Origin of the sequence: Agrobacterium larrymoorei, from assembly GCF_005145045.1 — a bacterium.
Lineage (GTDB): Bacteria > Pseudomonadota > Alphaproteobacteria > Rhizobiales > Rhizobiaceae > Agrobacterium > Agrobacterium larrymoorei.
Map to the genome: position 1 here is coordinate 770,355 of NZ_CP039692.1, position 22,314 is coordinate 792,668.

Genomic DNA, 22,314 nt, shown 5'->3' on the forward strand with positions numbered 1-22,314 from the left:
AAGACATAGATGAACGTAGCATCAATGGAACCTCATGCCGCAAAGCAAAAAGACACCGAACAGCGACGATAAGCCAATCCGACGCCGCAAATCGCCAAAGGGGGAGTTGCGCCGGGAAGAAATTCTGGATGCCGCCATGCGCCACTTTGCTCATGACGGTTATCAGAGTTCATCCTTCGCCGCGATTGCAGAAGAAGTCGGCCTCACGCTGCCCGGTCTCTTGCATTATTTCCCGACGAAGGTGGATCTGCTTCTGGCGATCCTGAACCGCAGGGATATCGAAAACACACCATCGCTGACGAAGGACGGAGAGGGCTGGCGCCATTTCCTCCATGGTTTAGTGGCAGTCACACAGCGCAACCAGACCATCCCAGGCGTCGTGCGCACCTTCGCCGTCCTCAACGCAGAAAGCCTGACGAGAAACCATCCAGCCGAGGGCTGGTTCGGCGAGCGCGTCGAACTTGTTCGCTCCGCCGTCAAAAGCGTGCTGGAAGCGGGCGTCAAGGCTGGCGAGTTGAAGCCGGATCTGAACTGCGCAAATATCGCCGCCGAAGTGATTGCGATGATGGACGGCCTGCAAATGCTCTGGCTCAGGAACCCTGACGAATTCGACATGGTCGCGATCTTCGCCGATTATATCGAGCGCCTCATCGTATCGATAGAAGCGCCTTCCGCCTGATATGGAAGACAAGACGGTAGAGACGGCGCCGACGAGCCGCATGCTGACATGGGCGCGAAACTCCACCATCTACCGGCTGGAAAGGCGGATGATGACGGAGCGTCAGCTGTTCGACGCGATTTCCCGCAAGGCGAAAGAAAAATTCGAGGACATCTCGCCAGAGCAGATCAGGGCCCTGGCCGAATCCGCTGTGAAATTCGCCTATGAGATCAAGGCGCTCGATGACACGGCTTTTGCGGAGATCACGACGCGCTCCGCCATTCGCAGCGGAAAATCGAAGCGGGCCATTGCCCAGAAGCTCAACCAGAAAGGTGTGAGCAAGGACATTGCCGAACACGCTCTTCAGGAAAGCGACGATCTTTATGCGGCAGTCGTGCTTGCCCGCAAGAGACGATTTGGCCCCTTCCGGCGTGACGAAGCGGTGGATGAAAAGCGATCAAACAAGGAAATTTCAGCATTCGCAAGAGGCGGATACAGTTTCGATATCGCGGCGAAAGTCTATGCGATGAGCCTTGAGGATGCCGAAGACATTCTCGGATCGAGATAGGCTCAAGGCAAAGGCTTTGTCTTCAGATAGGCAATGATATCATCGATCTCTGTTTCGCTCCAAAGGCCGAAAAACCGCATGGATGTGCCCGGCACTTTCTTCTTGGGGCTGGACAGGAACTGCTTCAACGCTTCCTCATCCCATACCAGCCCGCCCGCTCCCGCATCTTTCATGGCCTGTGAATAATTCGGGTAATCTGGGACCGAACCTGCGGGCCGCCCGACAACGCCCATCAGATGCGGGCCCAGACGCGTGCGCGGATTATCGATATTGTGGCAGGCGGAGCATTTCGAAAATCCCTGCTCCCCGCGCGCCGGATCGCCATCGGCCATTGCTGCCGCTGCGGACAGCGCGAGCGCGGCAGGCGCCGCAAACAAGATCATCTTCATCACCATATTGCGCCCCAAAGCAAAACACCCTTTCCGCTATTTTAGCGAAAAGGGTGCTGTTTTTAATGCGGCATTTTGGCTTTCCGCAAATGCTGCGACGATCAGCCGTTGATCGGCGTCAGCGTAACGGAGGTACCGGTTGCAGCGAGGTTCAGACCGACCTGTCCGGTAACGCTGACGGTCTGAAGCTGGATGGAACCGGAGGTGCCGCCAACGAGAACGTTTGCACCAACGCCGAGACCAAGCGTGGCTTCAGCCGTTGCACCCTGATAGAGGCCGCCCAGCGAACCGCGGTGGTAGCCAGCCGTTGGAGCAAATACTGCCCAGACCAGCTTGCCCTGCGTGGTGAAGCCGAGGTCCACGCCCATCTTGCGGATTGCGCCGCTATAGTGGTCGGTGCGGCGTGCGCCCATGGTGGACTGGAACGTGCAATCGAGTTCCTTGGCGGAGCCGATAACATAGCCAACGCCGCCACCAACTTCGCAGGTCAGGTAGCCGATCTTGACGCCGTTGCGGTCGTCATCAGGCGCCTGATAGGTTTCCTGATAAGTCGCCATATCGGCAGCGATTGCGCTCGCTGTGCCACCGAGGCCAAGCGTCATTGCGGCGAAGGTTGCGGCAAAAGCCTTTTTCATCTGTTTTTCTCCTGTTTTAATTATTACCCGCAGCAGCCCAGATGCCCTTTTCGGATATTCAATTGCGCACCACTAACGTTTGTTCCAAAGAAATGATCCCGAATGGAAAGATGACCGAGGAATCTCGACGTCACAGCAGGCGTTGCTAGAGGGTTAGAAATCGATTTGGGCGGGATAAGGGCGTGACGGCCCGGTATGCTGACACCTGCTGCCTCAAACCGGGGCCAGCAATGCATCCGTTCTGATGCATGCCTTGAGAGGCAGATGGTCGGAAGCCACGCGCGCCAGTGCACTGTCATGCGCCTCCACCTTCTCGATCAACCCCTCGCGGTTGGAGATGATGCGATCCAGCGCCAGAACCGGAAGGCCGGATGGAAAACTCGGCACCGCCGGAGGCAGGGTGCCGAAAGCATCGCGGAAAGTATTGAGTGACGAACCGTTACCGAGACGCCATTCATTGAGGTCTCCCATCAAAACCGTCGGCTGCTCGTCGCGTGTGTTCAAAAGTTCGATCAGGGCTTTCGCCTGCTGAGCTCTCGAGTGGCGAAGCAGACCGAAATGTGCGGCGATGACACGAAGCGTCCCTGCCTCTTTGAGCTCAAGCTCCGCTACCAGCGCACCGCGCGGTTCCAGCCCCGGGAGTTTGACGGCATGAACATCACGCACCGCGCCTTCGCGAAACAGCACCACATTGCCGTGCCAGCCATGCGCCTTCGCGCCAGCCGCCACCGGCACGGGGGTAAGCCCGCACTCCCGCTCCAGCCGACCGAGATCGAGAAGGCCGGTTCTTTCACCGAAACGGCTATCGGCCTCCTGAAGGGCCATCACGTCCGCGCCGATTTCCTGAATCACCTTGGTAATGCGATCCGGATCGAATTTTCCGTCCCGGCCAACGCATTTGTGCACGTTGTAGGAGGCGACGATGGGCAGCGACTTGTCGTTCGCCACCTCCACCAGCGCCTGCCTGTTCTTGCGGTTGCGCAGCGACGACATGAAGACGGCGGGAAGACTTTCTTTCTTGCTTCGCATCGGTGTCCTGTTCGGCTCCCATCGATGTTTTTTTTCCAACTGACCCGGATGTCAAAGATATGGCGAGGCCAGCCACAAAACGCGTTCCGTGAAACGCACGAGAAACGGTCTGGCTCTCAATTCATCCAGCTTTACGGGTGTCGCATTTTCCATGGCCACGGCGATGCGTTCGGATACGGAATTTGCAAAACCCTCATCCAGAACTTCCAGATCCACCTCAAAGTTCAATCGAAGTGAACGCGGATCGAGATTGGACGAGCCGACATAGGACCAGCGGTCATCGATGACCAGCAATTTCGAGTGGTTGAACGGCCCCGTGGCCCGCCAGATGCGGCAGTAACTTCGTAGGATCTGATCGAACTGCGCCGTCATTGCCCGGTCCACCAGCATCAGATTGTTGGTGGCTGGAACGATGATGTCGACACTGACACCGCGCCGCGCTGCGGTCGTCAAGGCCGAGATCAATTCCCGGTCGGGAAGGAAATAGGGGGACATGATACGGATGGACGAGCGCGCGATGGAGAAAGCGCCCATCAGCATCTTGTGGCTGGTCTCTATGCTGTTATCCGGCCCGGAGGCAACCGCCCGCATCAGCATTGGCGAGCCCGGAGTTCCGTCCGGAATGGTAATATCCCAAACCGGACCGTCCAGCCGCTCAGCCGTTGCAAAGCGCCAGTCTTCCGCCGCAACAGTGAAGAGATCGGCAACCACCGGCCCCTGCACCCTGAAATGCGTATCGTGCGACTGCCGGTCGCCGTTGAATTCACGGGTGAAGCCTTCGCGAATATTCATGCCGCCGGAGAAAGCGATCTTGCCATCGACAACGAGAATCTTGCGGTGGGTTCTAAGGTTTGCATATGGCAATCTAAGTCCCATGATGACGTTGCCGTTGAAGACCGCAGCCGGTATCTCCTCATGCCTCAGGCTGGAAAGAATGCTCGGCACCGAATACCGCGCGCCGACGGCATCCACGAGGACGCGGACCTCGACACCCCGCTCCTTCGCCCGCGAAAGCGCTTCGACAAAGCGCAGGCCTATGCCGTCATGGTCGAAAATGTAGGTTTCAAGAATGATCGACCTGCGCGCATTGTCGATGGCATCGAGCATTGCCGCATAGGCTTCATCGCCATCGGAGAGCGTCTGGATAACGTTTCCGGTGGTCAGCGCCGTGCGGGTCACCCTGTCGCCCACCGTTTTCATGGCCACGAACCGGCGGCCGAAACGCTCGACGACCGTGGTGCTGTCGGCATCGAAACGTGCGACGCGATCCATGATCGTACCGTGCATCAAAGAGCGCTGTTGCCCGAGCGAACTGCGCCTGATCCGGTTGATCCCGGCAATGGCATAAAGCACCGCGCCGATGATGGGCGAGAGAACGATGACGCCCACCCAGCCAAGCGCCGAACGCACTTCCTGTTTCGTCATCGTGGCATGAACGGCAGCGATGGTGCCCATGACGATGGACAGCAATGCAAGGACGTGCGGCCAATAGGCATCGATAAGTTCAATCATATTTGGAATATAGAGCCCCTGACCCCTGCCGCAACCGCTTGAACCGTAACCGAAAAACAATCTACTTGTAATAAATTTCAAATTATCTTACGACCAACACCATCCTGCAAATCGGTACAACGCCATGCGTTTGAGACAAATTGCTCTTCTTGCCTGCACGGGTTTGATGCTCGCGGGCTGCAACGAAACGCTCGAAACTGTCGAGCGCGACGTGTCTCACGTCAAGAACAAGGTCGATTATCCGCTGTCTCCGTCCATTCTGGCCGAGATGGACAAGAAGAACATGGATCGCAATGCGCCGATCATGATTCGCATCTTGAAGGAAGAAGGCAAGCTGGAAGTCTGGAAGGCGAAGCGCGACAATCGCTTCGAAGTCATCGCTTCCTACGATATCTGCGCCTGGTCCGGTAAACTCGGACCGAAGGTGAAAGAGGGTGACAGGCAGGCGCCGGAAGGGTTCTACAACCTTTCTCCCGGCCACATGAACCCCTATTCGAATTATTATCTCTCGATCAATACCGGCTTTCCCAACCGCTACGATCAGGCAAACGGTCGCAACGGCACCAACCTGATGATCCACGGTGCGTGCTCGTCATCCGGTTGCTACTCGATGACCGACGCGCAGATGCTGGAAATTTATGGCTTCGCGCGTGACGCCTTCAAAGGCGGGCAGAAGGCGATCCAGCTTCAAGCGCTGCCCTTCCGCATGACGGCGGAAAACATGGCGCGCCACCATAAGAGCGAGAATTACGAATTCTGGAAGATGCTGAAGGTCGGTTACGATAACTTCGAAATCACCAAGCGCCCGCCGGAAGTGAATTTCTGCGAGAAGAAATACGTCTTCAACCAGCAGACGGAAAGCGGCCAGTTCAGCGCTGCTGCTGCGTGCCCCTCCATGAGCACACCGCCCGCACTCGTCGGCGCGCTTTCCAGCTACAACAAGACTTATGACGTTGCCTATGAAAAGGCGATGAAGAAGTTCGATGGCATGGTCTGGTATGACCCCAGCGAAGCCGAACGAAAGGTTCTGGTTGCGGACAAGCGCAAGGGCCGCGAGCCTGCCTATGCACCAACCGGCTCTGCGCTGAAGGCGGGCAAGCTGATGAAGGAAACCGAATTTGCCGCGCTGATGGAAAAGAAGGCGGCAAAGGGTCTCTCGGCACCGGCAGCCACAGCCATCGCATCCGCTTCGTCATCGGCACCCACATCGATCTCTGCGACATCTGCACGGTCAGCCGCCGCACCTCAGCCAGCGCCAGTGGCGCATCCGGCTTCCATCATGGTCGCCTCCGCTGCTCCGACAGCGGCAGCAGGTCAGGCGCCACAGGCAAATGCTGGCGCGCAGGGCATTCCGGTCCCGGCGGTCAATCCACTCGCCTTCACCGCCCCGGCAACGGACGAACAGGCTGCAAAGAAGCCTTTCTGGAAGTTCTGGGCCAAGGAGTGACGGTGGCGGATACCGAGATTTACGATCTGAGGGGGCTTAAATGCCCCCTTCCCGTTTTACGAACTCGAAAAAAGCTGTCCGCCATGCGCGCTGGCGAAGAGCTGCTCGTTAAAACCACCGATCCGCTGGCCGTGATCGACCTCACCCATATGTGCCGTGAAGACGGCCATACCCTCCTCGAAACCACCAAGACACCGGACGGCCACAGCTTTCACATCCGCAAGGGTTAAGCACGGCCACGCCGGGCGGCGCGCCGTAGCAGAATACCACCATCCATCGAACAAGCCCGGGAACAAAGTTTCCGCCTTTCGTGTTTCCCTCGCGAAATTGAGAGGGCAGGATGAAGGGAAACAACGCGTTAGCTGAGATTGGTGAGCGGCAGATATGGTCCGCATCGTTCGGAGATTCCCCGGTCGTCGGCACGGCCATTCATGATGGCCATATGGTGCGCAACGATCTCATCGGCCTCATGGCGCTCTCCGAGCAGGAAAGGCTCTATGAGGAAGACCCCTTTACCGCCCAGATGATCGGCAGCCTCACCAATCGCATCATCGGCCACCGCTCACGTTTCGAGCTCGACCTCAACCGCGCGCGTGATGCCGCGATCTATCTGGAGCCAGAGCAATCCTGGGGTTTGAAAGTCTGGCACACCCGGCCCGACGACGCGGCGCTAGAGGTTTCGTTGCGAACCCACGACGATTACTACGCCATGCTCCAGACCTACCTTGGCTGCATCGAGCAGCGTCATGGCCGTTTCGTGGTTCTGGATATTCACAGCTACAATCACCGTCGCAATGGCGCTGATGCCGAACCGACGCCGCAGGCGGATGCTCCCGACATCAATATCGGCACCAGTTCGATGGATCGTGAGCGTTGGGCGCCTATCGTGGATGCCGTCATCGACCATTTCGCATCTGCCACAATCGCTGGCCGCCATCTGAACGTGCGTGAGAATATCGCCTTTCAGGGCCGTGGAGAGCAGACGTGGTTCATACACCAGCACTTTCCCGAAACCGGCTGCGCCATTGCAATCGAATTCAAGAAGTTCTTCATGGATGAGTGGACCGGGGAGGTCTTTCCGTCGGTAGTGGAGGATATTCGCAAGACGATCAGCGAACTCGAACCTGTTCTGGAAGATCTTCTGAGGGCGGGACGATGAGCAAAGTTCACGCCATCAAGCCCACGCCCAATGCGGGACTTGATCCATCGCTTCTCTCAGCGCTTGCGGAAGGGAAAGCGATCCGAAAGGATATCGGCGCGGACGGCAGGCTTCACATCGACAGGCCACTGCCGTTTCTATGTCTGCACCTGACGTCGGGCACGAAGAATCTTGCGGCACGCGATATCGCGGCAGCTCATGCGTCTTATCTGATCGCAGCGAACATGACGGAGGCGATGCCCATCATCGAAGCCGTCGGCAATGAGATGAAGAAGCGTTTCGGCGCCTTTATCCTGCTCGACATCGGTGAACTGGAACACGACATCCTCCTTGCCGACGACTCGCCGTTTCTGCCGCATTACGAGGTAGCCGTTTCCGCGACCCCGGAGCCTGAAACGCAAAACGCCAAGCGCGTTTTTATCAAAACCGTCTGCGATGCGGATATTCGTTTTCGCACCCCGCGCATCACCAGGCCTGAGCCGGTGGGCGATCCCATTATTCGCTTTCAGGAAGCGGGTCTATCGTTCCCGTGCATCAGCGTCCGCTTCGCGCCGATCTATCGCCAACCCGAATCCGGTGCAGATTATCCCGGCCTTCGCGAAACGATGATTGCCGATCTGTTCGATGCCGGATTGCGGGCTTTCGCGGCCTTTTCCAATGAAATGGACACGCTGAAGGTAACGACACACCGGGCGCTCGGTAGAAAGGCCTTTGTCGATGCCGTCCGCCGCGCCGACCGCTCCATCGATGACATCGCCGCGTCGTTCGATTTCCTTCTGTCTGTAACACCGATCAATGCCCGACAGGCATTTGAAGAGTTTCAGAAGAACGGCTTTCAATATGCGCCTCACTTCCTTTACCGGCCACTTGGCGTGGATGTGGAAGAGCAGAAACGCAAGCTTTATTCGGTTGCTTTCGATCATCTGGAAGATCCCGTCCTTTACCACCTGTACCGGGAAAAGCAGCAGGAAATAGACCTGCAATTGACGATGCTGGCGCATCTGCACCGGCGTCAGTACACGGATTTCAGCCGCGCGCTTTATGGCTCCGTGGAGCCGGAACTTCTCGCTCTGGCAATCGATGTTCTTGATCGCTGCAAGCATCCCGGCGACGAGCAGGATGTCGCAATGGTGGGCTGTTATGAGGTTGCGCAGAAGTCGCGCGAGATGGTGGACTGGTACCATAATGAGGAACCCAGCTTCAAAGCGCGTGTCGAAATCCGTGACGACCTTCCACCCGGCCTTATGGTGACTGGCGAAAAGCTTCTTATTTCCCGCCACACCGTGATGGAGCAGCGGCGCGTCGAGGCCCTTCTCCATCACGAAATCGGCGTTCACCTTCTCACCTATTTCAACGGTTCGGCACAAGGTCTGCGCCTGTTTCGCACGGGGCTCTCCGGCTATGAGGGCGTGCAGGAAGGGCTGGCGGTGCTTGCCGAACATCTGGCAGGTGGCATGACAAGGCAGCGCCTGCGCCTCATTGCCGGACGCGTCGTGGGCTGTGCGGCCATGCTGGATGGCGCGAGTTTCGTGGAAACCTACCGGCTGGTAACGGACGAGCATCAGTTCGATGCCGCCAGCGCCTTCAACATGGTGCTGCGCATCTATCGCGGCGGCGGGCTCTCCAAAGACGCGATCTATCTGCGCGGTCTGAACGAGGTTCTGGAACACTTGCGCAAGGGCGGAGCGCTCGATCCGTTCTGGATGGGCAAAATTTCCGCAGCACATTTCCCGATCATGCAGGAGCTGGCGCTGCGAGGGCTTCTGCGCCCGCCTGGCATCCGGCCATCCTTTCTTTTGCAGGCAAAAGCCAATGAACGGCTAGAGAAAATCAGATCAGGACTTTCTATCGCCGAAATGGCAACACTTTAGGAGTGGGACTATGCGCTTAGCGTTCTTCGTCAATTCAATCGAAGGTGAGCATCCAAGCTTTGCTACGGGCCTGCTGGCAATGGCGGCCCTGAACCGGGGCCACGAGGTCGTCTACCTCACGCCCGGGGATTTCACCCTGCGACCGGACGACAGCATGGTCGTCCACGCCGTGGTTCTGCCACGCCAGAAATACAAGAAGGTGGAGAGCTTCCATGCCGCCCTGCAGGAGCGGCAGTTGCAACGCGAGACGATAGACATCGGCGAAATCGATGCCCTGATGCTCAGAAACGACCCCTCGCTGGACCAGACCGCGCGCCCCTGGGCGGTTCATTCCGGCATTCTGTTCGGGCGATTGGCAGAGCAGAGAGGCGTCATCGTCCTCAATGATCCGGAAGGTCTGGCGCTTGCGCAGAACAAGCTCTACTTCCAGAGTTTCCCGGAAATCGTGCGGCCAACGACGCTCATTTCCCGCAATGTGGAGGAAATTCGCGCCTTTGCCGATGCCCACCCGAAGGGCGTCATCGTCAAGCCGCTTCAGGGTTCCGGCGGCAAGAACGTGTTCAAGATCGGCTCCTCCAAGGAAACCAACCTCAATCAGATATTCGAGGCCGTCAGTATAGAAGGCTATCTCATCGCGCAGGCTTACCTTCCCGCTGCGAAAAATGGCGATGTCCGTTTCTTCATGATGAATGGCGAGCCGTTGATGCGTGACGGCTCCTATGCCGCGCTTCGCCGCGTTCCCGCAAAGGGGGACCTGCGCTCCAACATCCACGCCGCCGGCACCGCCGAGGCCGCCACCGTTACCGATGAAGTGCTTGAACTTGCGGAAATGATGCGCCCCAAGCTGGTGGAAGACGGCATGTTCCTCGTCGGGCTCGACATCGTCGGCGACAAGATACTGGAAGTAAACGTCTTTTCGCCTGGCGGCCTCGGCCATATTCGAGAGCTGACCAATGTCGATTTCACCGATACGGTCATCGAGGCAATCGAAAAGAAAGTGTCCATGCAAGCCGCATCCGGCGGCACTCTCAGCAATCGGCTTCTCGCAACGCTCTAACGCGGCAAATTCCGATTGACGAGGCGGCGGGCCTTTCATAACTGTGCGATATCTTCTCTCTTCCAGAATGTATATCGCCATGAAACCGGGTGAACTCGCCGCCTATATCTTCCTTGCCGTTGCGTGGGGCATGTCCTTCATGCTCGTGCTGCACGCAGTTACCGCCTTCGGATGGGTCGGCACGGTTTCACTGCGATGCTTCATGGCCAGCATTGCGCTTTATCTGATTGCGAAGGCCACGGGCCGGAAGATCGATTTTTCGGCAGGCTGGCGCGCCTTTGCCGTTGTCGGTGCAACCACCGTGGCCGGTCAGTTGATCGGGCTTACCTATGCCACGCCCCTGATCGGCACGGCCATGGCCGCCATTCTGGTCGCAAGCATTCCGCTCTTTTCCATGCTGATCGGTCAGTTGTGGGGCATCGAGAGAATTTCCACGCAGAGCCTGCTTGGCATTGCCTTCGGCTTCACCGGCATCATCATTCTTGTCGGCTTCCCTGCCGTTCCCGTAACCCAGTCCTTCGTGCTTGGATGCATCGCCTGCCTGCTTGGCTGCATCTGCGCGGCCTTCGGCAGCAATTATGCCAGCCGCCACTTAAGAATACGGGATCGTGGGAGATCACCATGGGTTCGTTTTTTGCGGGCGGGGTCATCACGCTTCCCCTTCTCATCGTGGTGCCGATACCCTCCATGCCGAGCCTGCTGGACTTCGGTTATCTTTTCGCGCTTGCGATCTTCATGAGCGCCTTGACCTACATCACCTATTTCCGTCTGGTTGCGGCCATTGGCGCCACCAAAACCATTAGCGTCGAATTCGTGGTGACCGTCATCGCGGTATTCATCGGCGCAATCGTGCTGGACGAGCCTTTATCGACCGCGCAATTCCTCGGTGCGGCCATCATCAATATCGGTTGCGCGCTGGTACTTGGGCTTCTTCCGAAGCGCAAAGTCGCTCCCGTCATGCCAGATTTGTAAACTAAAAGTAAAATTGATTGCAGTGAGCAGGTTTTTTCTACTTATACCCTCAACATTCGCATTTTTTCGATATATGATTGAGAACTTATAAGCAGAATATAAACAATTGAGGCTTCTGCGCGATAGATTGGCCTCACCTCGTTTCCGGTGTAAGCTAAGTCCCTGCGCTTACATCGAAAGATGCGCCTAAAACGGTATAGATGGACATGGCAAGCGATCCGAATGATCCAGATTTGCGCGATAATCGCTTGGCGATGTTGATGGCATCTGCAGAGCTTGAGAGACCGGCTGCCGATAGCAGCATCCGCGTTGGCCGTGAAGGCCGTGAATTCTGCATCTATCCCGCACAACTCGGCTACGATCTTCAGGAGGAACTGGACTTCCTGTCCAACCGCGTGATGGAGCCGAATATCTTCTTCACAGGCCGGCTTCTGGCGCCCGCCATGCCGCGTATCGATGATCGCTCCGTTCGTTTCGCACTGATGCGCGATGAAAACGGACGTCGCAGCCGCATGCGTTTTTTGATGCCCTTCACCATCGAGAAGCCGGGCTTCTCTGTTGGCCCCTCCATTCTGCGCGCCTGGGCCAACCCGTTCGGGCCGCTCGGAACGCCGCTGGTGGATGTCGAGGATGCCGCCGAGACCATCGACAATCTTCTCGATGCCCTTGGCCAGCCGGAACTGCGGCTGCCCAACGTGCTGGTCCTGCCATCGCTGCGGCTCGATGGTCCTTTCGTTCGGATGATCAAGGCCATTGCGCTCAGCCGCAACCTGCCGCTGACAACAACGGAACTGCATGGCCGCCGGGCGCTTGAGAGTGAACTGGACGCGGACGCCTATTTGCAAAAGGCGCTGTCCACGGACGATCTGAAGCTTCTGCAATCCAAGTGGGCCGGGTTGGAAACGCTCGGCACGCTGTCGCATGAAGTCGCGCGTCAGCCTCAGGACGTGCGCCTTCGGATGGAAGAGTTTCTGGCGCTCGAGGCCAACGGCGCGAAGGGCCGCAAGCGTGCAGCCCTCGTCAACGACCGATATCGCGCGGCCTTTGCGCGTGAAGCGATCACCAATCTCGCTGAAATCGATGCGGTCCGTATTCACACGCTCGATCTGAACGGTGAGGCGATTGCGTCCATCGTCATCTTCATCGCCATGGGCGAAGCTTACATCTGGAAGGCCGCCTTCAACGAAAACTTCGCCAGCCACCTCCTGGACCGGCTTCTGGCTCACCGGCTTACGGAGTGGCAGCTGGACGACGCGAATATCACTCGTACCGACAGTTGCGCTGCGGAAGACGATCTGCCGCTCGACCAGTTCTGGGATCGCTCCAGCGAAATGGGCACGCTCGTCATGGGCCTTTCGCAAAACAGCGACCGCGATGTGCGCCAGGTCGCAGCGCAGGTGCACATGTATCGCAACACGCGCAACCTCGCAAAAATGCTGCGCGAACGCATTATGTCGCTCGGTCGCAAGGGCGGCTCTCTTTCCTGATTGCTCGCACGCCAGGCATTTGCTGAGTAATCGCGCTCAAATCTACCGGTTGTCAAATACCTCATCGGTTCCTATCTTCGCCATCTGATCGCATTCACATGCGACCAGATGGGGAGAAATGCGTTCTCGTATTCGTTGAAAACGGAATGCGGCAAGGAGAGATGAATGTCGGAGGACAAGACGGTGAAGGACTGGGAGCAACTGGCCGAAAAGGAGCTGAAGCGCTCTCCCGAAACGCTGGTCTGGCACACTCCCGAAGGGATCGACGTCAAGCCGCTCTACACCGCAGAAGACACTCGCGATATTTCCCATCTGGACAGCCTGCCGGGCTTCAAGCCATTCTTGCGCGGCCCGCGCGCCACCATGTATGCCGGGCGTCCATGGACAATCCGCCAATATGCGGGCTTCTCCACGGCTGAAGAATCCAACGCATTTTACAAGCGCAATCTCGCTGCCGGGCAGAAAGGCCTCTCTGTCGCCTTCGATCTCGCCACACATCGCGGTTACGATAGTGATCATGAGCGCGTGGTTGGAGATGTGGGCAAGGCGGGCGTCGCAATCGATTCCGTCGAGGACATGAAAATCCTGTTCGATGGCATTCCGCTGAAGGAAATGTCCGTCTCCATGACGATGAACGGGGCGGTGATCCCCATCCTCGCCTCTTTCATCGTTGCGGGTGAGGAGCAGGGATGCTCGCGCGCGGAGCTTTCCGGCACCATCCAGAACGATATTCTCAAAGAATTCATGGTCCGCAATACCTATATCTATCCGCCGGAACCATCGATGCGTATCATAGCGGATATCATCGAATATACCGCTCGCGAAATGCCGCGCTTCAATTCCATCTCCATCTCCGGCTACCACATGCAGGAGGCGGGTGCGACGCTGGTTCAGGAGCTTGCCTTCACGCTTGCGGATGGCCGGGAATATGTTCGCGCCGCCCTGAAGAAGGGCCTGAATGTTGATGATTTTGCCGGGCGGCTGTCCTTCTTCTTTGCCATCGGCATGAACTTCTTCATGGAAGCAGCAAAGCTGCGCGCAGCGCGGCTTCTCTGGTCTCGCATCATGGAAGAGTTCCAGCCGCAAAAGGCATCGTCCATGATGCTGCGCACCCATTGCCAGACCTCCGGCGTCTCCCTTCAGGAGCAGGATCCGTACAACAACGTCATCCGCACCGCTTACGAGGCTCTCTCGGCAGCGCTTGGCGGTACGCAGTCGCTGCACACCAACGCGCTGGACGAGGCGATGGCGCTTCCCACGGATTTCTCCGCCCGCATCGCCCGCAACACCCAGCTCATCCTTCAGCACGAGACCGGCGTGACGAAGGTGGTCGATCCCCTTGCAGGCTCCTATTACGTCGAAAGCCTTACCAACGAACTCGCAGAGAAGGCATGGGCGTTGATCGAGGAAGTGGAACAGCTTGGCGGCATGACGAAGGCTGTCGATGAAGGTCTGCCCAAGCGGCTGATCGAAGAAGCTGCGACGAAGCGACAGGCAGCAGTCGACCGAGGCGAAGAAATCATCGTTGGCGTCAACAAATTCCGCCTTGAAAATGAAGACCCTATCGACATTCTCGATATCGATAATTCCGCTGTCCGCGCTTCACAGATCAAGCGACTGGAGACCGTGCGTCGACAGAGAAATCCCGCCGATGTGGAAAAGGCACTGGCAGCGCTTACCGAAGTCGCGCAAACTGGAAGCGGCAACCTGCTGGAAGCGGCGGTGGAGGCTGCACGCGCCCGCGCAACCGTTGGCGAAATTTCCGATGCCATGCGTTCAGTCTTCGGAGATCACGCCGCCGTGCCTGAGGTCGTCCACGACGTCTATGGTGCCGCCTATGAGGACGACCCGGAATTCGCAACGCTGCGCACTCGCCTTGGCGAACTGGCGCAGACGGTCGGTAACAAGCCACGCATGATGGTGGCAAAGCTCGGTCAGGATGGTCACGACCGAGGCGCCAAGATCATCGCATCCGCATTCGGCGACATCGGTTTCGACGTGATCGCCGGTCCGCTTTTCCAGACCCCGGAAGAAGCAGCTGAGCTTGCCATAGAGCACAAGGTGCATGTCGTTGGCATGTCTTCCCTTGCCGCCGGGCACAAGACTCTGGCACCGCAACTGGTAGAGGCCCTGAAAGCCAAGGGTGCAGAAAACATCATCGTCATCGTCGGCGGCGTCATACCTCGGCAGGATTATGATTTCCTGCTGAACCACGGCGTCGCCGCTGTCTTCGGCCCCGGCACGAACGTTCTGGAAGCCGCCCGCGCTGTTATCGACCTGATGCAGGGCAGACTGCGCAACGCCTGATTTTTCCTACTTTAGTTCTTATTTTCTCGCACGCACGTTATCGTTTAATCGAGGGCAATTAAACGCAACATGCTTTGAAACAAAAAAGCGATGGGCCGGAGCCCATCGCTTTTCAATCTCGACATCGAAAGACAGCCTTACTCGGCTGCCTTTTCCAGTTCCGTAGGCTCGGCACCCTCTGCCTCTTCAGCGCCCGCCGTGCGGCGTGGGCGGCGAGGACGGGGGCTGGTACTACGCGTGCGGCGTGGTGCGCGTTCGGTCGTGCCTGCCTCCGCCTGCGCTTCCTCTTCCACCGCCACTTCCTTGGGCGTACCCTCGATTACCGGCTGTGGAGCGGAGCTTGCATCGTAAACAGGCGCAGCAGGTGCTGCCGCCTGAACGGGTGCAGCACCCTCTTCGGCCTGCGCTTCACGCGGCTGGCGCTCGGGACGGTTCGGACGGTCGCGGCGATCACGACGTTCGCCTCTGTCCTGACGTTCCTGACGCTCCGGGCGATCCTGCCGCTCGGGCTGGTCCTGGCGCTGCGCGCGTTGCTCGTTCTGGTCCTGGGCAACAGGCAGAACGACGACGACATCGTCGCCATCATTGCTGTCGATATCATCGCCATCGCGCTCGTTGCCGAAATCGCCGCGGTCACTGTGCTGGAAGCGCTCCTGCATCTGCGCCTGAGCGGATGCAATGATGCGATTGTAATGTTCGGCGTGCTGCAGGTAGTTTTCGGCCATCACACGGTCGCCAGCGCTTTGCGCGTCGCGTGCGAGGGTCGAATACTTTTCCGCTATGTGCTGGGCAGTACCGCGAATTTTAACATCGGGGCCGGAACTGTCGTAGGTTCTGGTTAGCGGATTTCCACCCTTGCGGTTGAAATTGTTATTATTTCCGCCACCATTGTTATTGTTGTTATTACCACGCCCCCGGCCGCGCTTGTTTTGCTGCTGTCCTGGCCTCATCAATTGCTCACCTGAATTCTGTTGTGCTGATAATTCTCGTTGTTTCGATACAATCCGGAGAAGAACCAGAGGCGCTTTTCTGAACTGCTCCCATCACGCGTCCTGCCTTTTACGACAAGACTTCGCGTATACCGACCCAGACGCGCAAATGCTGCATCGAGCCGCCTGCGAACAAAGTTTACTGAATCACATGCCGGAAGCGCCCAGCCTTCAGGGCTCATAAAAAGAACCCGCTTCGGGACTGATCCAAACCCTGGCGAATCTCAGTTCGCCCTCAGTCACCCGGCATGTGGCCGCAAACTAGCCCGCTTCCTGCGGAAATCCAAGCCTTTTCTTTTGCTTTGCAAAATATCCTTGAACAAAACGCATATGGGTATTTTTCCACCTATCTGCGAAAGATCAAAGCGCGGTCATTCCCGCCGTAATCTTTCACGCGGTCGATGCAATCATATCCGTTCGAAGCAAATATGGCTGTTACGTCCGCCATCTGATCGTAGCCGATTTCAACCCCGACCACTCCACTAATTTCCAGAAAATCCACTGCTTTTTCAGCTATTATCCTATAGGGAAGAAGGCCATCCGCGCCGCCATCAAGGGCAGCAAGTGGATCAAACTCGCGAACTTCGCGATCCAATGTATCGATGACATCCGTTCTAATATAAGGCGGATTTGACAAGATTATGTCGAAGCGCCCGGAAATATTCTTAAACCAGTCGCTCATCACCGTTTCGAACCGGGCTCCAAGCCCATGCCGTTCTGCATTGAGACCGGCAGTCTTCAGAGCATCCTGCGAAATATCGCTTCCAACGCCCGTCACACCGGGCACGGCATGCAGAAGCGAAATGCAAATCGCGCCCGTGCCTATGCCCATGTCGAGAATTCTGGCTGAGCCCTTTTCAGAAACGACCTTGCGCAGATGTGGAAGGACAGCATCAACCAGCACTTCCGTATCCGGTCTCGGTTCCAGCGTTCCCGGCGATAGCAGAAAATCCAGTCCATAGAATTCGCGATGACCCAGAATGCGGTGAACGGGTTCTCCACGCTCGCGTCTGGCAATCATCGGCTCGATGCGCTTCGCCTCGTCATCGGAGATCACCCGCGCACCGTTCAGAACGAAATCCGTCAACGAAAACCCAAGGACCTCGCCGATCAGCACCCGCGCATCCGTCAGAGGATCAGCCACACCTGCCGTGGTGAGGCGCTGCCGTGCATCGGCAACGCATGCTTGAACGGTCCGCCCAGAGCTCACTGCTGCTCGCCAAGCTGCGCAAGCTGGCCTGCCTGATAATCGGCAATCAGCGCATCGACCATCTCATCGATATCGCCTTCGATCATACGGTCCAGCTTGTAGAGCGTGAGGTTGATGCGGTGATCCGTGACGCGGCCCTGCGGGAAGTTGTAGGTGCGGATACGTTCCGAGCGATCCCCCGAACCGACCTGGCTTTTGCGATCCGCCGAACGCTCGCTATCCACTTTCTGACGCTCGATATCGTAAAGGCGCGAGCGCAGAACCTGCATGGCCTTGGCACGGTTCTGGTGCTGCGATTTTTCGGAGGATGTCACGATCAGTCCGGTCGGCAGGTGCGTGATGCGCACGGCAGAGTCGGTCGTGTTGACGTGCTGACCGCCTGCACCCGAAGCGCGCATCGTATCGATACGGATATCCTCGGCGCGGATCTCGATGTCGATCTCTTCCGCCTCCGGCAATACCGCGACGGTGGCGGCGGAGGTGTGGATGCGGCCACTGGCTTCCGTTTCCGGCACGCGCTGAACGCGGTGAACGCCGGATTCGAATTTTAGCTTAGAGAAGACGCCGCGACCGGTGATAGTAGCGATGATTTCCTTGAACCCGCCCGCTTCGCCTTCGCTTGATGACAGGACTTCCACCTTCCAGCCCTTGCCGCTGGAAAAGCGCTCATACATACGGAAAAGATTGCCTGCGAAAAGTGCTGCCTCCGAACCGCCGGTGCCGGCGCGGATTTCGACGATAGCGCTCTTCTCATCTGCTGCATCCTTCGGCAGCAGCAGGATCTGCATTTCTTTTTCGAGTGCCTCGATGCGCTCGGATATTTCCGGAAGCTCGGCCTCAGCGAGATCGCGCATGTCCTTGTCGGTAGACTTGTCGGCCAGCAGCGCTTCGAGATCGGCGGCCTCAGTGAGCGCCTTTTCATATTCGCGGATAGTCTTCACGACGGGCTGCAGTTCCGAATATTCGGATGCGAGCTTCACATAGACATCGGCTGCGGGACCCGCAGACATACGCGCTTCGATCTCTCCGAAACGACGCTCAAGCTCACGCATTTTTTCGACGGGAAGCTTCGCCACCTGTCACGCACTCCAATTTTTGTTGTTTTTTAGATAGGGATGGAATGGGTCGCGGCAAAGCGTAAAAGCAGTTCGCGCGGAGTTTCCAACGACTTTTGATCGTCCAGCGCCGCGTTCAACTCTTCCGTCAACAGCCCGGCATCCAGCCCCAGCAGCATGGCCTTTACCGGCCCGATCGATGTCGGCGACATCGAGACGGAGCGGAAACCGAGACCGATCAGCGCCATGGCCGACAATGGCTTGCTGGCCATTTCACCGCACAGCGTGACCTGCGTGTTGTTGCGCGTTCCCGCACGGACGATATCGCGCAGGATGCGCAGGAACGGTCGTCCGAGATTATCGAAACGATCCGAGACACGAGCGTTGCCGCGATCCACCGCCATGGTGAACTGGAACAGGTCATTCGAACCGACCGAGACGAAATCCACTTCCGCCATCAATTCATCCAGCTGCCACATCAGCGCTGGTACTTCCAGCATCGCGCCAAATTGCAGCTTGCGTGGCAGCGAATGACCGAATTTCGACAGATGCTGCACTTCCTTTTGCAGCAGATCGCGCGCGGCGCGAATTTCCGAGACTTCGGTAATCATCGGCAGCATGATGCGAAGCTCCGCACCGGAAGCGGCACGAAGAAGCGCGCGCATCTGGGTCCGCATCAGTCCCGGACGATCCAGCGAAAGGCGAATGGCACGCCAGCCGAGCGCCGGATTTTCCTCTTCCTGACCGCGCATATAGGAGACGACCTTGTCGCCCCCGATATCAAGCGTGCGGAACGTGACCGGCTTGCCTTTGGCGTTGCGCAGAACGCTGCGGTAAAAGGCTTCCTGCTCCTCGCCCTTCGGCATGTTGGAGGCGATCATGAACTGAAGCTCGGTACGGAAAAGGCCGATGCCGTCGGCACCCGACTCGTCCAGCTGTGGCAGGTCTACAAGCAAACCGGCATTCATCTTGAGATCGACGCGCTGGCCATCCTTGGTCACCGGCTCGACATCGCGCAGCGCGCGGAACTGCTCCTGACGCTTGGCGCGAAGGCGCACCTTTTCCTCATAAGCGCGCTGCAAATCCAGAACGGGACGCAAGTGCACCTGACCGTCATCACCATCGATGATGATCGCGTCGTTGTTTTCCGCAAGCGCGACGATACCGGCTGCCTGCCCGATGATCGGAATGCCCATGGCGCGGGCGACGATGACGACGTGGCTGGTAACCGCGCCATCTTCCAGCACGAGACCGCGCAGCTTTTCGCGTGGATAATCCAGCAGTTCGGCAGCACCCATGGCGCGTGCCAGAATGATGGCATCCGTTGGGAAATCCTGCTCCGGTCCGCGACCGCCGTAACCGATCAACTGGCGCAGCAGCCGGTTCGCAAGGTCGTCGAAATCATGCATCCGTTCCCGCAAATAGGGATCGGTCAGGCGCATCATGCGCGCCTTGGTGTCGCTCTGAACCTTCTCGACCGCCGCTTCCGCCGTCAGGCCGTTGCGGATCGCCTCTTCCATGCGGCGCACCCAGCCCTGGTCGTGGGCGAACATGCGGTAGGTTTCCAGAACCTCGCGGTGCTCGCCCTCGGTCGCGACATCGCGACGCTGAAGCATGTCATCGATTGAGATGCGTAGCGAACCAATAGCTTCCGCCAGCCGCCGGATTTCGGTATCCGCGTCTTCATTCAAAAGGTTGGTTACGACAATGCGTGGATCGTGAAGGACCACATGACCAAGACCGATGCCTTCGCCGTAAGCGTCGCCATCGATTGAGACGGCTCTCGTCAGGTCCAGTTCCACGCCGGGGCGGGTGATTTTCTTCAATTCGCCGCTCGCCACGATTTCCGCAATGAGCATTGCGGTTGTCTCAAGCGCTTCAACTTCATCCTCCCGGTATGTTCGGCTGGTCTTGTTCTGAACGACAAGAACGCCAAGAGTGCGACCGGATCTCAAAATCGGCACACCGAGGAAGGAATGATAAATTTCTTCACCCGTTTCAGGGAGATAGCGGAAAGCGGGATGCGCCTGGGCATCGGAAAGATTGAGCGGTTGGGCCGATGCGGCGATGGTGCCGACAAGACCCTGCCCCATTTTCAGCTGGGCAAGGTGCACCGCGTCCTTGTTCAGACCTTCGGTGGCATAAAGCTCGAGAATGCTGTCGGAACGAAGCACATAAACGGAGCACACTTCGGCAACCATGTTGCTGGCAATTTGCCGGACAATCTGGTCGAGGCGCTCCTGTGGCTCAAGATGCTCCGCCATCATTTCGCGAAGCCGCCTGAGAAGGACGCGCGGACCTGCAGAAAGGTCTCTCATCGCGTATGCTCCCGAATTGCCCCGCGTGCGAACCGACATGGTTCGCACGAAAGGCTCAATCAAAATTTATAGCGCTCTTGATCCGGCCCACAAGCCGGAAATGACGCCACATCGGAACAACGCGCATTTAAAAGAATCGGATGACGTGTACCGACGTTTCAGAATCAACTCTTATCCAGACCATAAGCAGAATGCAAAGTACGAACTGCAAGTTCTGCATATGCACCGTCGATCAGGATCGAAATCTTGATTTCGGAGGTGGTGATGGCCTTGATGTTGATGTTCTTTTCAGCCAGCGCCTTGAACGCGCTTGCTGCAACGCCTGCATGGCTGCGCATACCGATGCCGATAACGGAAACCTTGGCAAGGCCGGTTTCGTTCTGCGCGACATCGAAGCCGATCTGGGTCTTGTTGTCGTCCAGAACCTTCAGCGCCTTGGCAACATCGCCCGATGGGACCGTGAAGGTCATGTCGGTGCGCGAACCGTCTTCGGAGATGTTCTGCACGATCATGTCGACATTGATGTGCGCTTCGGCCAGCGGGCCGAAGATGGCAGCCGAAACACCCGGGCGATCCGCAACGCGACGCAGCGAGATTTGTGCCTCATCCTTGGCATAGGCGATGCCGGTTACGACTTCCTGTTCCACGATTTCATCCTCGTCACAAATCAAAGTACCGGGCGGGTTGATGAGGTCACCCATGCCCGGCGCATCGGGATCCTCGAAACTGGAGCGAACGAAGGTGCGAACCTTGTGCACCATGGCAAGCTCTACCGAGCGGACCTGCAAAACCTTCGCGCCCAGAGACGCCATTTCGAGCATTTCCTCGAAAGCCACCTTCTTCAGGCGGCGGGCCTTCGGTTCGATGCGCGGATCGGTCGTGTAGACACCGTCCACATCGGTATAAATGTCGCAGCGGTCCGCTTTTACGCCCGCAGCGATGGCGACAGCGGAGGTATCCGAGCCGCCACGGCCAAGCGTTGCAATGCGGTTATCCGGTCCCAGACCCTGGAAACCGGCGATCACTGCAACCTGCCCCTCGCCCATACGGCGAACGATGTCGGAACCGTCGATGTCGAGAATGCGGGCCGCGCCGTGAGCGTTGTCCGTACGGATCGGGATCTGCCAACCCTGCCAGGAGCGCGCATTGACGCACATGGATTGCAGCGCAATCGCCAGAAGGCCGGAGGTTACCTGCTCGCCTGATGCAACGACGGCGTCATATTCGCGCGCGTCGTAGAAGGAAGCGGAGCCACTGGCACCGGCAACCTTCGGCGTGTTCTGCACCCAGTCGACCAGTTCGTTGGTTTTTCCGGACATGGCCGAAACGACGACGGCCACTTCATGGCCTGCATCCACTTCACGTTTCACATGCCGAGCGACATTGTGGATGCGTTCCAGATTGGCGACGGACGTGCCGCCGAATTTCATGACAATGCGAGCCATAGTTTTGACCAGTACCATCCCATTTTGCCGCGCTTGTGCGGCAGACAAGAGCACAAACCAGTCGGCCTTTTTATAAAGGGCCTCAAGTTGCGGGTCTCAATAGCGAAAAGGTATCAGCCACGCAATGCCGATTCTGAACCATGCGGTACGCCTTTGCAGCGCAACCGTACCGCAGTGGCCTGTACAAACCGCGCCATTCGCAGTAA

Annotated in this window: 18 protein-coding genes and 1 pseudogene; 10 read left to right on the top strand and 9 right to left on the bottom strand. The window is 57.8% G+C overall.

Annotation, left to right across the window (positions count from 1 at the left end):
* The first annotated feature begins 34 nt into the window (after window positions 1-34).
* Window positions 35-679 (top strand): TetR/AcrR family transcriptional regulator, encoded by a 645-nt coding sequence (locus CFBP5473_RS17825; RefSeq protein ID WP_027674124.1) that lies wholly within the window; start codon window positions 35-37, stop codon window positions 677-679.
* Window position 680: 1 nt separating this feature from the next.
* Window positions 681-1,226, top strand: coding sequence for a recombination regulator RecX (gene recX, locus CFBP5473_RS17830; protein ID WP_027674123.1), 546 nt, complete (start codon window positions 681-683; stop codon window positions 1,224-1,226).
* 2 nt (window positions 1,227-1,228) lie between these two features.
* On the opposite strand, the gene CFBP5473_RS17835 is transcribed toward recX, so the two are convergent.
* The 4 genes from CFBP5473_RS17835 to cls form a co-directional block, all read right to left on the bottom strand.
* Complete coding sequence (locus CFBP5473_RS17835; protein ID WP_027674122.1) at window positions 1,229-1,615, bottom strand: c-type cytochrome; 387 nt, start codon at window positions 1,613-1,615, stop codon at window positions 1,229-1,231.
* Between the two features lie 101 nt (window positions 1,616-1,716).
* Complete coding sequence (locus CFBP5473_RS17840) at window positions 1,717-2,250, bottom strand: DUF992 domain-containing protein (protein ID WP_027674121.1); 534 nt, start codon at window positions 2,248-2,250, stop codon at window positions 1,717-1,719.
* A 213-nt stretch (window positions 2,251-2,463) separates the two neighbouring features.
* The gene (locus CFBP5473_RS17845) at window positions 2,464-3,279 is read right to left on the bottom strand and encodes an endonuclease/exonuclease/phosphatase family protein (RefSeq protein ID WP_051441163.1); all 816 of its coding nucleotides are present in this window, start codon (window positions 3,277-3,279) and stop codon (window positions 2,464-2,466) included.
* A gap of 51 nt (window positions 3,280-3,330) precedes the next feature.
* Complete coding sequence (gene cls / locus CFBP5473_RS17850) at window positions 3,331-4,791, bottom strand: cardiolipin synthase (RefSeq protein ID WP_027674119.1); 1,461 nt, start codon at window positions 4,789-4,791, stop codon at window positions 3,331-3,333.
* A 124-nt stretch (window positions 4,792-4,915) separates the two neighbouring features.
* Between cls and CFBP5473_RS17855 the strand changes: the two genes are divergently transcribed.
* The 8 genes and pseudogenes from CFBP5473_RS17855 to scpA all read left to right on the top strand — a co-directional run bounded on the left by CFBP5473_RS17855 (window position 4,916) and on the right by scpA (window position 15,091).
* The gene (locus tag CFBP5473_RS17855) at window positions 4,916-6,238 is read left to right on the top strand and encodes a L,D-transpeptidase family protein (protein ID WP_027674118.1); all 1,323 of its coding nucleotides are present in this window, start codon (window positions 4,916-4,918) and stop codon (window positions 6,236-6,238) included.
* The gene (locus CFBP5473_RS17860) at window positions 6,235-6,468 is read left to right on the top strand and encodes a sulfurtransferase TusA family protein (RefSeq protein ID WP_413228976.1); all 234 of its coding nucleotides are present in this window, start codon (window positions 6,235-6,237) and stop codon (window positions 6,466-6,468) included. The genes CFBP5473_RS17855 and CFBP5473_RS17860 overlap by 4 nt, the downstream gene beginning before the upstream one ends.
* 110 nt (window positions 6,469-6,578) lie before the next feature.
* Window positions 6,579-7,397, top strand: a complete 819-nt coding sequence (locus CFBP5473_RS17865) for an N-formylglutamate amidohydrolase (RefSeq protein WP_037170722.1) — start codon at window positions 6,579-6,581, stop codon at window positions 7,395-7,397.
* Complete coding sequence (locus CFBP5473_RS17870) at window positions 7,394-9,268, top strand: flavohemoglobin expression-modulating QEGLA motif protein (protein WP_027674116.1); 1,875 nt, start codon at window positions 7,394-7,396, stop codon at window positions 9,266-9,268. The genes CFBP5473_RS17865 and CFBP5473_RS17870 overlap by 4 nt, the downstream gene beginning before the upstream one ends.
* A 10-nt stretch (window positions 9,269-9,278) precedes the next feature.
* Window positions 9,279-10,325, top strand: a complete 1,047-nt coding sequence (locus tag CFBP5473_RS17875; RefSeq protein ID WP_027674115.1) for a glutathione synthase — start codon at window positions 9,279-9,281, stop codon at window positions 10,323-10,325.
* Window positions 10,326-10,404: 79 nt separating this feature from the next.
* Window positions 10,405-11,297, top strand: a pseudogene (locus CFBP5473_RS17880) (DMT family transporter).
* A 206-nt stretch (window positions 11,298-11,503) separates the two neighbouring features.
* Window positions 11,504-12,784 carry a GNAT family N-acetyltransferase gene (locus tag CFBP5473_RS17885; RefSeq protein WP_027674114.1) on the top strand — a complete coding sequence of 427 codons (1,281 nt, stop codon included), beginning with the start codon at window positions 11,504-11,506 and terminating at the stop codon, window positions 12,782-12,784.
* A gap of 165 nt (window positions 12,785-12,949) precedes the next feature.
* Window positions 12,950-15,091 carry a methylmalonyl-CoA mutase gene (gene scpA / locus CFBP5473_RS17890; protein ID WP_027674113.1) on the top strand — a complete coding sequence of 714 codons (2,142 nt, stop codon included), beginning with the start codon at window positions 12,950-12,952 and terminating at the stop codon, window positions 15,089-15,091.
* Window positions 15,092-15,228: 137 nt separating this feature from the next.
* Here scpA and CFBP5473_RS17895 read toward each other — a convergent pair whose 3' ends face one another.
* From CFBP5473_RS17895 to CFBP5473_RS17915, 5 genes are all read right to left on the bottom strand, one after another.
* Window positions 15,229-16,041 carry a DUF4167 domain-containing protein gene (locus tag CFBP5473_RS17895; protein WP_027674112.1) on the bottom strand — a complete coding sequence of 271 codons (813 nt, stop codon included), beginning with the start codon at window positions 16,039-16,041 and terminating at the stop codon, window positions 15,229-15,231.
* A 385-nt stretch (window positions 16,042-16,426) separates the two neighbouring features.
* A complete protein-coding gene (gene prmC / locus CFBP5473_RS17900) occupies window positions 16,427-17,290 on the bottom strand; it encodes a peptide chain release factor N(5)-glutamine methyltransferase (RefSeq protein ID WP_027674111.1) in 864 nt (287 codons plus the stop codon).
* A complete protein-coding gene (gene prfA, locus CFBP5473_RS17905) occupies window positions 17,287-18,366 on the bottom strand; it encodes a peptide chain release factor 1 (RefSeq protein WP_027674110.1) in 1,080 nt (359 codons plus the stop codon). The genes prmC and prfA overlap by 4 nt, the downstream gene beginning before the upstream one ends.
* 29 nt (window positions 18,367-18,395) lie before the next feature.
* Entirely contained in the window at window positions 18,396-20,663 is a 2,268-nt protein-coding gene (gene ptsP / locus CFBP5473_RS17910; protein ID WP_027674109.1) for a phosphoenolpyruvate--protein phosphotransferase, read from the bottom strand.
* Between the two features lie 164 nt (window positions 20,664-20,827).
* On the bottom strand, window positions 20,828-22,108 hold the full coding sequence (locus tag CFBP5473_RS17915; RefSeq protein WP_027674108.1) for an aspartate kinase: 1,281 nt from the start codon (window positions 22,106-22,108) through the stop codon (window positions 20,828-20,830).
* Window positions 22,109-22,314 lie beyond the last annotated feature (206 nt).

What these genes read in the sequence shown, in the direction of transcription:
- CFBP5473_RS17835 (WP_027674122.1), bottom strand. Translation starts at nt 1,615, where the DNA reads ATGAAGATGATCTTGTTTGCGGCGCCTGCCGCGCTCGCGCTGTCCGCA.
- CFBP5473_RS17870 (WP_027674116.1), top strand. Translation starts at nt 7,394, where the DNA reads ATGAGCAAAGTTCACGCCATCAAGCCCACGCCCAATGCGGGACTTGAT.
- CFBP5473_RS17885 (WP_027674114.1), top strand. Translation starts at nt 11,504, where the DNA reads ATGGCAAGCGATCCGAATGATCCAGATTTGCGCGATAATCGCTTGGCG.
- CFBP5473_RS17865 (WP_037170722.1), top strand. Translation starts at nt 6,579, where the DNA reads ATGAAGGGAAACAACGCGTTAGCTGAGATTGGTGAGCGGCAGATATGG.
- recX (WP_027674123.1), top strand. Translation starts at nt 681, where the DNA reads ATGGAAGACAAGACGGTAGAGACGGCGCCGACGAGCCGCATGCTGACA.
- scpA (WP_027674113.1), top strand. Translation starts at nt 12,950, where the DNA reads ATGTCGGAGGACAAGACGGTGAAGGACTGGGAGCAACTGGCCGAAAAG.
- CFBP5473_RS17825 (WP_027674124.1), top strand. Translation starts at nt 35, where the DNA reads ATGCCGCAAAGCAAAAAGACACCGAACAGCGACGATAAGCCAATCCGA.
- CFBP5473_RS17895 (WP_027674112.1), bottom strand. Translation starts at nt 16,041, where the DNA reads ATGAGGCCAGGACAGCAGCAAAACAAGCGCGGCCGGGGGCGTGGTAAT.
- CFBP5473_RS17875 (WP_027674115.1), top strand. Translation starts at nt 9,279, where the DNA reads ATGCGCTTAGCGTTCTTCGTCAATTCAATCGAAGGTGAGCATCCAAGC.
- CFBP5473_RS17915 (WP_027674108.1), bottom strand. Translation starts at nt 22,108, where the DNA reads ATGGCTCGCATTGTCATGAAATTCGGCGGCACGTCCGTCGCCAATCTG.
- CFBP5473_RS17840 (WP_027674121.1), bottom strand. Translation starts at nt 2,250, where the DNA reads ATGAAAAAGGCTTTTGCCGCAACCTTCGCCGCAATGACGCTTGGCCTC.
- CFBP5473_RS17845 (WP_051441163.1), bottom strand. Translation starts at nt 3,279, where the DNA reads ATGCGAAGCAAGAAAGAAAGTCTTCCCGCCGTCTTCATGTCGTCGCTG.
- cls (WP_027674119.1), bottom strand. Translation starts at nt 4,791, where the DNA reads ATGATTGAACTTATCGATGCCTATTGGCCGCACGTCCTTGCATTGCTG.
- CFBP5473_RS17855 (WP_027674118.1), top strand. Translation starts at nt 4,916, where the DNA reads ATGCGTTTGAGACAAATTGCTCTTCTTGCCTGCACGGGTTTGATGCTC.
- ptsP (WP_027674109.1), bottom strand. Translation starts at nt 20,663, where the DNA reads ATGAGAGACCTTTCTGCAGGTCCGCGCGTCCTTCTCAGGCGGCTTCGC.